Below are 13,474 nucleotides of genomic sequence, written 5' to 3' on the forward strand. Positions count from 1 at the left end.
ATCGAGGAGCAAACATGCAGACCGAGAAGCAACGGCTAGGTGCCGACGGGGAACGAGCCGCCGCAGCATTTCTCACCGGGCAGCGCTACGAAATCCTTGACCGCAATTGGCGATGCCCGGCAGGGGAGCTGGATCTGGTGGCGCGGGCCGGCAACGGCCAGATTGTGGCCGTCGAGGTCAAAACGCGGTCCTCGCAACGTTTCGGTTCCGGCTTCGACGCGATCACCCCGGCCAAGTTTCGCCGGCTGAACAAGCTGCTTCTCTTCTGGGCCCAATCCCATCGCCTGTTTCTCGCTGAACTTCGCGTGGACGTCGTCGAGGTATACGCGACGGTGAGCGGATTCGACTGCCACCTGCATGAAAATGTGCACTCATGAGTACCGCACGAACCAGTGCTGTGGCCCTGCACGGGGTCAGCGCTTCCTTGGTGGAAGTCGAAGCCGACCTTGGCAACGGCATCCCGGGATTCGTGCTGCTGGGTTTGCCCGATGCATCCTTGAGCGAAGCCCGTGAACGGATCAAGGCAGCGGCACGGAATTCAGGGATCCCGCTGGCCAACCGGAAGCTGACGGTCAATCTCTCGCCGGCCACGCTGCCGAAATACGGGTCGGCTTTTGATCTTGCCATCGTCGTTGCCGCCTTGGCCGCTGATCAGCAACTGCTCGCTTCACCAGGCACCCTGTACATGGCAGAACTTGGCTTGGATGGCACCTTGAGACCGGTTCCTGGTGTGCTGCCAGCGGTGCAGCTGGCTCGCGCCCATGGCTTTGACCAGGTGATCGTGGCCGAGGAGAACGGCGCGGAAGCCAGGCTGGTGGGTGGCATTGAGGTCATCGCGCTGCGCCACCTCGGGCAGGTGCTCGCCTACTGCGGAGCGGCGAAGGACCAGATAACCACCTACCTGCGCCACCGGCCACCGCAACCACCTGGCGAAGCTGGCGGGCATGCCGCCGGTGCTGCTGACGACGTGGATCTGTGTTTGGTCAACGGACAACAGGAAGCACGGCTTGCGCTGGAATTGGCAGCAGCCGGGGGACACCACCTGATCATGGTTGGACCGGCCGGCGCCGGAAAAACCATGCTGGCCAAATGCCTGCCGACAATCATGCCGCCCTTGGATGAGCTCCAGGCTCTCGAAGCCACCGCGGTGCATTCGATCACCCGGGGAGGTGCCGGGGAACTGGACGAGTTGCAACGCACGCCGCCTTTCGTCGCACCACACCACACGGCATCTCGTTCGGCTTTGATTGGCGGTGGAACAGCACAACTGATTCCCGGTGCCATTACCCGCGCCCACCACGGCATCCTGTTCCTCGACGAGGCAGCGCAATTCCATACTGGGGTACTCGATGCGCTGCGTCAACCAATCGAGGAAGGCTATATCAACCTCGCACGGATCCGAGGACACCAGCGTCTGCCGGCCCGTTTCCAACTCATCATGGCCTCCAACCCGTGTCCCTGCGGAAAGAACTTCGGAACGGGTACCGGGTGCACCTGCACTCCCATGGCTCGCCGGCGCTACTTCGCCCGGCTCTCCGGACCGATTCTCGACCGTGTCGATCTGCAGGTCAGAGTCAACCCGGTTCCGCAAGCCCAGCTTCTGAACTCGGCACCGAACGAATCCAGTGCTCAGGTTCGTGAACGAGTTATGGGCACCCGCGCACGCAGCCAGGCTCGGCTGGGAAAGTTCTCAATTGCCTGCAACGCGCAGATTCCAACACAAATCCTCAAAAACGAGCTGAACTATCCGGCCAAGACGAGGGCGGCGCTTGAGCAGCTGGCCACGCGTCGCGGGCTCTCTGCCCGGGCAATCCACCGCCTCTTGCGGGTTGCGTGGACTGTGGCAGATCAGCAGGAACACACAGCACCAACCGCGGATGATTTGGCCATCGCCGGCCATCTCCGCCAGAACGTGGAAAGCAGCTAGGTAAAGCCATGACTTCCAGTAATACGAACACTGCCGGGGGATCGGTGGCCCCAAGCTCCCAAGAGCGTCTGGTCTACGCGCACCTGAACCAGCTCATAGAGCCCAACGACTACGTGGCCACGGCCTTGCTGGAACTCATGAGCCCACAGGAATTGCTGCGCTTGATCCAGCGAGAGGATTTCTATCCGTCCGCGCTCAAGCTTCCGGTTGACGGAATCCTGGGATTCCACCCTGCAGGGGATTCCGCGCAAGACCTGAAAGTGGCGCTGACCCGATGGCGGAAACGCCTGTCGTTGAGCAACCCGGTCGGCGCGCTGGATGCCGCCGCTCGGGTTGGTGGAGGACTGCTGATCCCCAGCGATGCCACTTGGCCACGTCAGCTAGCCGACCTGAATCTCGGGCGTCCGTTGTGCTTGTGGTGGCGATCGGCAAACCCCCAACTGCTTGAAGGCCAAGAGCTGGCCAGCAACGTTTCCATCGTCGGCTCACGTGACGCCAGCGACTACGGTGATCAAGTCACCTTCGATCTTGGCAGAACATTGGCTTTGAGTGGGTACACCGTTGTCTCGGGCGGAGCCTACGGCATTGATGCCAGCGCGCACCGGGCAGCGCTGAGCGTGGAGGATTGGCAGTACCCAGGTCCGCCAACGATCACTGTTATGGCCGGTGGCATCGATCGGCTCTACCCTTCGGGCAACAGCAATCTGCTGAACCAGATTATTGCCCGCGGCGTGCTGATCTCCGAGGTGCCGCCCGGAACCACATCCGCTCGCTTCCGCTTCCTGAACCGCAATCGGCTGATCGCCGCATTGAGCAGGCTCGTCATCATCAGCGAGGCGCGCCACCGTTCCGGTGCACTGAACACCGCCAGCCATGCGGTCGAGCTCGGACGCGATGTTGCTGCTGTTCCCGGCAGTGTTTTCGCACCCAACTCGGCAGGATGCCATCGCTTGATTGCGGAGGGTAGTGCGGCATTGCTCGCCAGTCCGCCCCACGCATTGGGCCTGCTCGGCCAGCACCGTCAAACAGAGTCGCCTAGCTCAGAGGCCCAGCAACGCCCGACTGACAACCTGAGCAGGGACGAAGGCATGGTCTACGACACGATGTCCTTCGCCAAAGGGATGCTGGTCGATGAAATCTCGGCCCGCAGTGGCGTGCCGCTGATCAAGACGCTCCGGGCCATCAACCAGTTGGAGTCGCTGGACATGGCCGCTACTGATGGCCTGACCTGGAAGTTGGTGCGCCACAACTAGCCGGTGACCCAGCTGGGGGTATTCTCAATAGTGATGAAGCAAGAACAAACGACGCACACCAGCACTGCTCTGTCGGCAAAGTTCGCCGAGCCGGTTGCGGATTACCTGGAATACCTGCAACGCGAACGCGGCCGAAGCGCTAATACTCTGCGAGCCTACGACGTGGACTTGCGCAACCTTGGCCAGTACCTGCAGCACCACGCCCAGGATCCGAGCCTCAAGCAGATTACGGTCGACATGCTCCGCGATTGGTTGGCCCAGCTTCACGAAGCGCAGGTGTCCCGCACTACCCTGGCCCGGCGGATCTCCGCGGTGAAGAACTTCTTCGCATGGGCATTGAAGCACCAATTGATCGACACCGACCCCGCATTGCGGCTGGCCGCGCCCAAGAAGGAGCGGCGGCTTCCGCACGTTTTGCAGCCAAGCCAGATCGATCGCCTGCTCTCCGGAAAAACTGAGGCGCCTGCTGGCGCAGTCGATAGCGAAAGCGCAGCGGAATCAGGGCCAGATGCCAAGAGCCAGGCTGTGGTGGCACGCGACAAGGTCATCGCGGAGCTGCTATACGCATCCGGATTGCGCATCAGCGAGCTCGTGGCCCTGGACGTGGACGACATCGACTTCGAACGACGTACCCTGAAGGTTCTTGGCAAGGGAAACAAGGAACGGGTTGTTCCCTTCGGAAAGCCTGCAGAGCGCGTGATCATCGCGTGGATCCGCTCGCATCGCAAGGTCCTGGCCCGGCAGGAGGCCCAGGGGGCATTGCTCGTCGGCGTGCGCGGTGCGCGCTTGAACGTTCGCCAAGCCCGAGAGGTTATTTCCAAGGCGCTGGAATCGCTGGGGGATACCGCTGCTAGCGGTCCGCACGCGTTACGGCACACCGTGGCCACCCATCTGCTCGATGGGGGCGCAGATTTGCGCGCCGTCCAGGAGTTCCTCGGGCATGCTTCACTGGCAACGACCCAGCTGTATACGCATGTTTCAGTCGATCGATTGAGGCAAAGCTATCGCCAAGCCCATCCGCGAGCCTGACTATTTGGCATGAATCCGCGAAAATGGGCTTTCCGGGTGGCGAAAGGCCTCATCATCAGGCAAAATGGAAGTATCGGCAGCGATGGCACCGGAACGATGTTGACGTAGGGGAAGACGATCAACACCGCAACGGAGGATGGCATGTCTGCACCGATGACCAGAGGCGTGATTTATATTCATTCCGCCCCTGCAGCGCTATGCCCACATCTGGAATGGGCAATCGGGTCCGTGCTCGGCACTCCAGTGAAGATGGAGTGGACCGAACAGCACGCCGCACCCGGATTTTGCCGCGCCGAAATTGAGTGGGTTGGCACCCAAGGTACCGGCGCATTGCTGACCAGCGAAATGCACGGCTGGCAGCACCTTCGATTCGAAATCACCGAAGACCCGAGCCCTGGGGCTGATGGAAGCCGCTGGTCCGTCACCCCTGACCTAGGTATCTTCCACGCCACTGTCGATTGCGCTGGCAATGTCATGGTCAGCGAAGAGCGCATCCGCTGGGCATATGAAAAAGGCGATGGCAACCCGTCGGTGTTCTACCAGGAAATGTCCATCGCCCTTGGCGAGCCCTGGGATGAAGAACTTGAACCCTTCCGCCACGCGGGCGAAGATGCGCCTGTACGATGGCTCAACCAGGTGGTATAACGACTGGTTAATTAGTCTCTGGGTGACTTTTCATTGGTCACCCAGAAATGACCCCGTTGGTGCGGGGTTGTTACCAACAAAGAAGTGGGATCCCATGCCGGGGATCCCACTTCTTGCCATTAGAACTGTGATTGTGGCGTCGCGTCGCTTGCCAGTGCTAAGCTCGGTGGCGATGAAGACCAGCCAGGCCGTTGCAGGCCACTCCCGGAACGGCTATCTGGTCGTTCCCTGATTCGCGGACCTCCCGTGCCAGATGCATTCAACCAATGAACAGCACATCTGATACACGAAAGGGAGAGAATGACCGCACAGTTCAACCACACCATCATCGCTTCACTGGACCCGCAGCGCATGGCGAAGTTCTACCTGGAACTGCTCGAAGCACACGAGGAACCGGGCTGGGGACCATTTGCTAACATCAGCCTGGCTCATGGCGTGCTGCTGCAGTTCGCCGCACCACCGATCGACTTCCCGCCGCAGCATTACGCTTACCTGCTTGACGACAAGCAATTCGATCGTGCGTACGCCACGATCTGCAAGCGGGAAATCGAGCATTGGGCAGATCCCCAACGGCAGCTGGCAGGGCAGATCAATTACGAACATGGTGGCCGGGGCGTCTATCTGCTTGACCCTTCCGGGCACTACCTGGAATTGATTACCCGGCCCTATCTGCCAGTGGCTGGCTAGGATCCTCTAGCGCTGGACCTTGAATATGTTCTTCTGGATCCCGTTGGAGTACACCTGGGAATCGACGAGCTTCAGCTTCTGCGCATCCAGGCTCGTGTCGCTGAACAGGCGCTTGCCGGCACCGAGCAAGACCGGGAAGACCAGCAGGTTGTATTGGTCGATGAGCTGATGCTCCTGCAGGGAGTGGACCATCGTCGCGGAACCGTGGATGCTGATTGGTCCGCCGTCGCCTGCTCGAAGCCGCGCCACATCGGCTACCGAACGCAAGATGGTGCTCTCGCCCCAGTTCGTGGCCAGGTCCTTCTCCCGCAAGGTCGTGGACAGCACGAACTTGGGCATCGCGTTGTACTGCGGAAATTCCTCGGTCATTGACGGCCATACCGCAGAGAACGACTCGTAGCTGTGCCGGCCCAAGAGCATCGCGCTGGCCTCGGCTTGCTCGGTGCCCTTCAGCTCATAGGCGGCCGGGTCGAAGTCGACCGTATCCACCGTCCAGCCTGAATTGCGGTAGCCCGGTTCACCGCCCGGCGCCTCGACGACGCCATCCAGGGATACGAAAGAAGTGGCAATCAGGGTGCGCATGGGAAAGGATCCTTTGCAGTAGGCCAAGTACCGTCAGGTGCCTCCGATTCGAGACGGTACCTGAGTCTAAACAACGTGTCAGGACCGAAGCAATGGCTGCCCGCCAATTCCTCCCAGGTTAAAAGCCGCTGGGTTGGCTGAAGGATTTCCTCCAGCCAACCCAGCGGCGTGCGTTCGTGTTGCTGCCGAAGCGATTAGACGCTGCGGATGGCTACGACAGCGTTGTGGCCGCCGAAGCCGAACGAGTTGTTCAGAGCAACGATGGTGCCTTCGGCTGGCAGCTGCGCTGGCTCGCCGGTGACGACCTTCAAGGGGATCTCCGGATCCTGATTGTCCAGGTTGATGGTCACCGGGGCCTTGCGGTGGTAGACGGCCAGTGCGCACAGCACGGACTCCACAGCGCCCGAGGCACCCAGCAAGTGGCCCATCTGCGACTTGGTCGCCGAAACCCAGACGTTGTCGAGCTGATCGCCCAGGGCGCTCTTCAGCGCAGTGTATTCCGGCTTGTCGCCGACCGGAGTTGAGGTTGCGTGGGCGTTGACGTGAGCGACGTCCTCTGGCTGGATGCGGCCGTCGAACATGGCGGCTTTCAGCGCACGGGTCGCGCCCAGGCCATCCGGATCCGGAGCGGTGATGTGGTGCGCATCGGAGGTCACCGAGGAACCTGCCAGTTCGGCGTAGATGCGGGCGCCGCGGGCGATGGCATGCTCTTCGGCCTCCAGCACCAGTGCACCGGCGCCTTCACCCATGACGAAGCCATCGCGGTCGACATCATAGGGGCGCGAAGCCTTGGCTGGATCGTCGTTGCGGCGGGAGAGCGCGTGCATGGACGCGAAGGCGGCCAGCGGCATCGGATGGATCGCGGCTTCCGCGCCACCGACCATGACCACATCGGCCTTACCCGAGCGGATCAGATCCAGGCCTACGTGCATCGCCTCGGTACCCGAAGCGCACGCCGACACCGGGGTGTGCGCGCCACCGGCAGCACCCAGATCCAGCGACACGGCAGCTGCCGGGCCATTGGGCATCAGCATCGGCACGGTCATCGGCAGCACGCGGCGCGGGCCCTTTTCGCGCAGGGTGTCCCAGGCGTTGAGCAGGGTCCAGACACCGCCGATGCCGGTAGCGAAGGCTACGGCCAGCTTGTTCTGGTCCATCTCTTCCTTGACCAAGCCGGAATCGGCCCAGGCCTCGCGGGCCGCGACTACAGCGAACTGGGTGGATGGGTCCATGCGCTTGGTCTCCGGGCGGGTGAGCACCTCGGTCGGCTGCACAGCAGCGCGGGCGGCGAAGGTGACCGGCAGGTCGTATTCCTTGACCCAGTCATCTGCCAGGGGTGCGGCACCGGAGACACCCTTGAGGGCGTTTTCCCATAGGGTGGGGACATCGCCGCCGATTGGGGTCGTGGCTCCGAGACCGGTGATCACTACTTTGCGCGCCATCATCAAACTCTCTACTGTGCGAATTAGAACTGTGCTTGGAAATTCAGGGGGCCGGCTTGACGTACCGGCCCGTGTGCGCGGCTTGCCCGCGCAACGGTGTGGCGATGAACGCCTGGAAGCTTAGGCCTGTGCCGCAGCGATGAAGTTGACGGCGTCGCCGACGGTCTTCAGGTTCTTGACCTCTTCGTCAGGGATCTTGACCTCGAACTTTTCCTCGGCCTCAACGACGATGGTCATCATCGAGATCGAGTCGATGTCCAGGTCCTCGGTGAAGGACTTGTCCAGCTGCACGTCTGCTTCGTCCAGGCCGGTCTCGGAGTTGACGATTTCGGCGAGGCCCGCCAGGATTTCTTCGTTGCTAGCCATGGATGGCTCCTTTTCTTCTTAGCCGGAGGACTCCGGTCATTTTTGTGGCTGGGTCTGGATCCTGTTTCCAGGAGACGGTTCCAGCCGGCTTAATGAAACTTTGCTGGTGCATCAGCGATGCGTGGCAGGTTTCGTCGGTTTAAAGCTTAGGCCAGAGATGGGCTCGGGGCAGGCAACATGACGTTCCCGGCGAGCACAATCTTCGATTGGCGCACCAGCCTAGCTGGCGGTGTGCTCGGCGATGAACGCCTTGGCTGCTTCCAAATCCGCGGGGCTCTTCACGGCCAGGGTCTTCACGCCCTTCAGGCCGCGGCGGGCCAAGCCCACCAGGGTTCCGGCCGGTGCCAGTTCCAGCACGCCGGTCACGCCAGCCTCGGCCAGGGTCTGCATGCACAGGTCCCAGCGGACCGGGCGGGAGACCTGGGCGACCAGCGAATCGAGATTTGCCTGTCCATCGGCTACGGCCTGGCCATCGAAGTTCGAGAGCAGCGTTGCCGAAGGGTTCTTCGGGGTGATGGTATCGGCCAGTTCCTGCAGTGTGCCGACTGCTGGCTGCATGTGCGCGGTGTGGAATGCGCCGGCAACCTTCAGCGGGATCACGCGCGCCTTTGCTGGCGGGTTCTCGCCCAAGGCAGCGAGCTGCTCCAGGGTGCCTGCGGCCACGGTCTGGCCGCCGCCGTTGGCATTGGCAGGGGTCAGTCCCAGCTCGTCGAGCTTGGCCAGGACTTCTTCGGGATCTCCGCCGAGCACGGCGGCCATGCCGGTCGGGGTGGCGGCTGCGGCCTCGGCCATGGCGTTGGCGCGCACCTTCACGAAATTCATGGCGTCAGCCTCGTCGAGCGCGCCGGCCAATGCCGAAGCGGTGATCTCGCCAACGGAGTGACCGGCAACGATGGCACCGGCTGGAAGCGATTCGCCGAAGAGCGCACGCGCGGTGACCAGGCCAGCGGCGACGATCAGCGGCTGGGCGACGGCGGTGTCTTTGATGGTCTCTTCATCGGAGGTGGTGCCGTGAGCGGTGAGGTCGCGCTCGGTGATCGAGCTGAGCGCCTGCAGGTGCTCGGCAACGCCATCGACGTCGAGCCATTCGGTGAGGAAACCTGGGGTCTGGGAGCCCTGTCCGGGGCAAACGATTGCTAACACTCTTACAGCTTTCCAAATGTTGGGAGCTTTTGGCGCTTCTTTTGAGTACCAAGCTCGAGGTGACTGTTTGTAGGATCTCCACAAAAGCCTAGCGTATCCGGAAGCTGAATTCCCCGGTAATGCGCGATCAACACGCAAATATCCGTCATGGCTGCCCGGTGTTCTTTGGCAGAAGCCTACAAGTTCGATTCGTGAAGCCGGCCGAAAAGCAACGCGGTTTGCAGCACGAAGGCATCGCGGGGAACCAGCGGATCCCAGCCGGTGACCTCGCTGACCCGCTTGAGCCGGTAGCGCACCGTGTTCGCGTGCACGAACAGCTCGCGCGCGGTGCCTTCCAGGGAGTGGCCGAGGGCCAGGTAGCTGGAGAGCGTTTCGGCCAGGCCGTTGGATGCCTGCTGCAGTGGCTGGTAGACCTGCTCCACCAGCGCCGTGCGGGCCAGCTCGTCGCCGTTGCAGGCGCGCTCTGGCCACAGGTCATCGGTGCTGACCGGATTCGGCGCCTGCGGCCAGGCCTTGGCGGCACTGAATCCGGCCACGGCCGCGACAGCGGCGTGGTGCATTTCCTTGACCGTCGGGGCCAGAGGGGAGTAGACCAGCGGGCCGGGACCGAAGAACCTGGTCAGCCGGCTCAGATCGGCTTCCTCGAATTTGGTGTCCGAGAGCATCAGCACCGAGCGGTCGCCGAGCACGCCCACCAGGGAGTCGCGCGAGTAGCGGATGGCCATGCGGCGCAGTGCCGAGACGAAGGTTGCCGGGTTGGACGAGGGGGTGGTGCCCACCAAGATGCGGATGTTCTTCTGCGACTTCCAGCCGATGGCGGCAATGCGCGAGGAGAGCGAATCGTGGGCTTCGCCGTGCAGCACCGCATCGACCACATGCGCCTCCAGGCGCGAGTCCCACGCCCCGCGGGTTTCAGCGGCGCGGGCGTAGACATCGGCGGCGGCAAAGGCGACCTCGCGCGAATAGCGCAGCACCGCTTCGCGCAGGGCTGCCTGCTCCTGCTCGGCGGCGATGTCCGGCACCTGCGATTCGACCACTTCCACAATGGTGCGCAGCAGGCCCAAGGCCTTCTGCAGGGAGATGGAGCGGGTCAGCTCCGTGGGGGCGGCGCCAAAGACGTCGGTGACCACCCAGGAAGGGGTGGAGGACGGATCTTCGTACCAGGTCACGAACGTGGAGATGCCCTTCTGGGCGATGAGTCCCAGGGCGGCGCGCTCGTTGGGCGCCAGCGATCGGTACCAGGGCAGCTGCTGGTCCAGGTATTTCAGCGCTGCGGTGGACAGTACGCCGATGTGGCTCTTGAGTCGCTTGAGCGTTTCGCTGCTGGGTGCCTGGGATCGGCTGGGACGGTTCTTCGGAGCTGCGGCGGCATCCATTTCAGGACTCATGTTTTCCAGCTTAGTTTCTTTTCCGTTCCCGTGCCCGGGTCCCGGGGTAAAGGCGAGATTAAATGAATCAGCTGCCCTGCAACGAGGAATCCTCGTTGCCGGGCAGCTGATCGGTGCGGTGCCGGAGGCGGATCCAGCCCCAGCGAACCGGTGCTAGGCGTCGCCGCCAGCGTTGCCGGACTGGCCGGCGTTCGGGTTGTTCAGATCGTACTTCGCATGCGCCTTCACTGCGGTGTCCGCAGGGATTTCGCCGCGCTCAACCAGCGACTGCAAGGTCTGCACGACCAGCGAGTGCGCATCGATCTTGAAGAAGCGGCGCGCTGCCGCACGGGTGTCCGAGAAGCCGAAGCCGTCAGCGCCCAGGGTGTGGAACTCGCCTGGCACGTATGGGCGCAGCTGCTCAGGTACGGCGCGCATGTAGTCGGTGGTCGCAATGACCGGGCCCGGGGTGGACTCCAGCTTCGAGGTGACGTACGGGGTGCGGCGCGGCTTCGATGGATCCACGAGCACCTCGGCGTCGGCGCGCTGGCCGTCGCGGGCCAGTTCGTTCCACGAGGTGACCGACCAGACATCGGCGGAGACGCCCCACTCCTCGGCCAGGATGGACTGCGCTTCCAGCGCCCATGGCACGGCTACGCCCGAAGCCAGCAGCTGTGCGCGCGGGCCGTCGGTGGTGGCTTCCTTGAGCAGGTGGATGCCCTTGATGATGCCCTCGATGTCCACGTTCTCCGGCTCAGCTGGCTGGCTGATCGGCTCGTTGTACACGGTCAGGTAGTACATCACGTTCGGATCGGCGTGGGTTCCGCCGTACATGCGCTCCAGGCCGGAACGCATGATGTGGCCGATTTCGTAGCCGTAGGCCGGATCGTAGGTGATCACCGATGGGTTGGTCGAGGCCAGGATCGGCGAGTGGCCATCGGCGTGCTGCAGGCCCTCACCGGTCAGGGTGGTGCGGCCGGCGGTGGCGCCGATGATGAAGCCACGGGTCATCTGGTCCCCGGCAGCCCAGAACTGGTCGCCGGTGCGCTGGAAGCCGAACATCGAGTAGAACACGTAGATCGGGATCAGCGGCTCGTCGTGAGTCGAGTAGCTGGTGCCCGCAGCGGTGAATGCTGCAACGGCGCCGGCCTCGTTGATGCCCGGGTGGATCAGCTGGCCCTGCGGGGATTCCTTGTAGGCCAGCACCAGATCGCGGTCCACGGACAGGTAGTTCTGGCCACCCGGGTTGTAGATCTTCGCGGTCGGGAAGAACGAGTCCATGCCGAAGGTGCGGGACTCATCCGGAACGATCGGCACGATGCGGTGGCCGAATTCCTTGTCGCGCATCAGGTCCTTGAGCAGGCGCACGAAGGCCATGGTGGTGGCCGCCTGCTGCTTGCCCGAGCCGCGTTTGGCGATGGCGTAGGTCTTCTCGCCTGGCAGGGCCAGCTTCTTCGAGGTTTCCTGGCGGCGGGTCGGCACCGAACCGCCCAGGGCCGCGCGACGCTCCATCATGTACTTGTACTCCGCCGAATCCTCGGCCGGGCGGTAGTACGGAGGAGTGTACAGGTCGGCTTCGAGCTGCTCGTCGGTGATCGGGATGCGCAGGTGATCACGGAACTTCTTCAAGTCCTCCATGGTCAGCTTCTTCATCTGGTGGGTCGCGTTGCGAGCCTCGAAGTGCGAACCCAGGCCGTAGCCCTTGACGGTCTTCGCCAGGATGACGGTCGGCTTGCCCTTGAACTCCACGGCAGCCTTGTAGGCGGCGTAGACCTTGTGGTAATCGTGGCCACCGCGCTTCAGGTTCCAGATCTCGTCGTCGGTCATGTCGGCAACCAATTCCTTGGTTTCCGGACGCTGGCCGAAGAAGTGCTCGCGCACGAACGCGCCGGACTCGGCCTTGTAGGTCTGGTAGTCGCCATCCGGGGTCTGGTTCATGATGTCAACCAGGGCGTTGGTCTTGTCTGCTTCGAGCAGGGCATCCCACTCGCGGCCCCAGGCAACCTTGATGACGTTCCAGCCTGCACCGCGGAAGAAGGCTTCCAGTTCCTGCATGATCTTGCCGTTGCCTCGGACCGGGCCATCGAGGCGCTGCAGGTTGCAGTTGATGACGAAGTTCAGGTTGTCCAACTTCTCGTTGGCGGCCAGCTGCAGGAAGCCGCGCGACTCCGGCTCGTCCATTTCGCCATCGCCGAGGAAGGCCCAGACCTGCTGGTCCGAGGTGTCCTTGATGCCGCGGTTGTGCAGGTAGCGGTTCAGCTGCGCCTGGTAGATGGCGTTGGCCGGGCCGATGCCCATCGACACGGTCGGGAATTCCCAGAAGTCAGGCAGGGAACGCGGGTGCGGGTAGGAAGGAAGCGCGTGGCCTTCCTTCGACTTCTCCTGGCGGAATCCGTCCATGTCCTCTTCGGACAGTCGGCCTTCGAGGAAGGCGCGGGCGTACATGCCCGGCGAAGCGTGGCCCTGGAAGAAGACCTGGTCGCCGCCGCCTGGGTGGTCCTTGCCACGGAAGAAGTGGTTGAAACCTACTTCATACAGGGTCGCCGCACCAGCGTAGGTGGAGATGTGTCCGCCAACGCCGATGTTCGGGTTCTGCGCGCGGTGCACCATGATGGCGGCATTCCAGCGCATGAAAGCGCGGTAGCGGCGCTCGATGGCCTCATCGCCGGGGAATTCTGGTTCCTGGTCTACAGGAATGGTGTTCACGTAGTCGGTGGTGGTCACGTGCGGCACGCCCACGGACTTGGCACCTGCGCGCTGCAGCAGCGAGCGGATAATGAACTGGGCACGCTCGGTGCCCTGGGTTTCTACGAGGGAGTCAAACGAGTCCATCCATTCCTGAGTTTCCTCAGGATCCCGATCGGACAGCTGGTAAGTCAACCCGCTACGGATCTGGGAGATGTGTTCCTCTACAGCCACTGAAGCTCCTTGATTGAATTGCGGCTCCGACGCTGTGCAGTTTTGCGCTGCGGTGCACCGGTATTGGGACAACGGGTGCAGTAACACTGGAATGATGTGCACTGCCGGTTCATA

Annotated in this window: 12 protein-coding genes; 6 read left to right on the top strand and 6 right to left on the bottom strand. The window is 62.7% G+C overall.

Features of this window, described 5'->3' with window-relative positions; all coding sequences use genetic code 11:
• Positions 1 to 14: 14 nt before the first annotated feature.
• The 6 genes from JOE62_RS08830 (at position 15) to JOE62_RS08855 (ending at position 5,541) form a co-directional block, all read left to right on the top strand.
• Entirely contained in the window at positions 15 to 377 is a 363-nt protein-coding gene (locus JOE62_RS08830; protein ID WP_204721949.1) for a YraN family protein, read from the top strand.
• Positions 374 to 1,927, top strand: a complete 1,554-nt coding sequence (locus JOE62_RS08835) for a YifB family Mg chelatase-like AAA ATPase (protein ID WP_204721951.1) — start codon at positions 374 to 376, stop codon at positions 1,925 to 1,927. The genes JOE62_RS08830 and JOE62_RS08835 overlap by 4 nt, the downstream gene beginning before the upstream one ends.
• An 8-nt stretch (positions 1,928 to 1,935) precedes the next feature.
• Positions 1,936 to 3,180, top strand: coding sequence for a DNA-processing protein DprA (gene dprA / locus JOE62_RS08840; RefSeq protein ID WP_204721953.1), 1,245 nt, complete (start codon positions 1,936 to 1,938; stop codon positions 3,178 to 3,180).
• Between the two features lie 33 nt (positions 3,181 to 3,213).
• Positions 3,214 to 4,209 carry a tyrosine recombinase XerC gene (locus tag JOE62_RS08845; RefSeq protein WP_239543286.1) on the top strand — a complete coding sequence of 332 codons (996 nt, stop codon included), beginning with the start codon at positions 3,214 to 3,216 and terminating at the stop codon, positions 4,207 to 4,209.
• A gap of 141 nt (positions 4,210 to 4,350) precedes the next feature.
• Entirely contained in the window at positions 4,351 to 4,854 is a 504-nt protein-coding gene (locus tag JOE62_RS08850) for a DUF3145 domain-containing protein (RefSeq protein ID WP_204721955.1), read from the top strand.
• A gap of 300 nt (positions 4,855 to 5,154) precedes the next feature.
• Positions 5,155 to 5,541 (top strand): VOC family protein, encoded by a 387-nt coding sequence (locus tag JOE62_RS08855; protein WP_204721957.1) that lies wholly within the window; start codon positions 5,155 to 5,157, stop codon positions 5,539 to 5,541.
• 6 nt (positions 5,542 to 5,547) lie between these two features.
• Here the strand turns inward: JOE62_RS08855 and JOE62_RS08860 are convergent, their stop codons facing one another.
• From JOE62_RS08860 to aceE, 6 genes are all read right to left on the bottom strand, one after another.
• Entirely contained in the window at positions 5,548 to 6,123 is a 576-nt protein-coding gene (locus JOE62_RS08860; RefSeq protein ID WP_204721959.1) for a dihydrofolate reductase family protein, read from the bottom strand.
• 194 nt (positions 6,124 to 6,317) lie between these two features.
• Positions 6,318 to 7,565 (bottom strand): beta-ketoacyl-ACP synthase II, encoded by a 1,248-nt coding sequence (gene fabF, locus JOE62_RS08865; protein ID WP_204721961.1) that lies wholly within the window; start codon positions 7,563 to 7,565, stop codon positions 6,318 to 6,320.
• Between the two features lie 120 nt (positions 7,566 to 7,685).
• Positions 7,686 to 7,931 (bottom strand): acyl carrier protein, encoded by a 246-nt coding sequence (locus JOE62_RS08870; protein WP_038991515.1) that lies wholly within the window; start codon positions 7,929 to 7,931, stop codon positions 7,686 to 7,688.
• Between the two features lie 219 nt (positions 7,932 to 8,150).
• Positions 8,151 to 9,074 (bottom strand): ACP S-malonyltransferase, encoded by a 924-nt coding sequence (locus tag JOE62_RS08875; protein WP_128470375.1) that lies wholly within the window; start codon positions 9,072 to 9,074, stop codon positions 8,151 to 8,153.
• A gap of 176 nt (positions 9,075 to 9,250) precedes the next feature.
• Positions 9,251 to 10,462, bottom strand: coding sequence for a PucR family transcriptional regulator (locus JOE62_RS08880; RefSeq protein WP_204721963.1), 1,212 nt, complete (start codon positions 10,460 to 10,462; stop codon positions 9,251 to 9,253).
• A 153-nt stretch (positions 10,463 to 10,615) separates the two neighbouring features.
• Positions 10,616 to 13,360, bottom strand: a complete 2,745-nt coding sequence (aceE, locus tag JOE62_RS08885) for a pyruvate dehydrogenase (acetyl-transferring), homodimeric type (RefSeq protein WP_204721965.1) — start codon at positions 13,358 to 13,360, stop codon at positions 10,616 to 10,618.
• Between the last annotated feature and the right edge of the window lie 114 nt (positions 13,361 to 13,474).

The sequence above is a fragment of the Glutamicibacter nicotianae genome (assembly GCF_016907615.1).
In the GTDB taxonomy this organism is placed as follows: Bacteria; Actinomycetota; Actinomycetes; order Actinomycetales; family Micrococcaceae; genus Glutamicibacter; species Glutamicibacter nicotianae.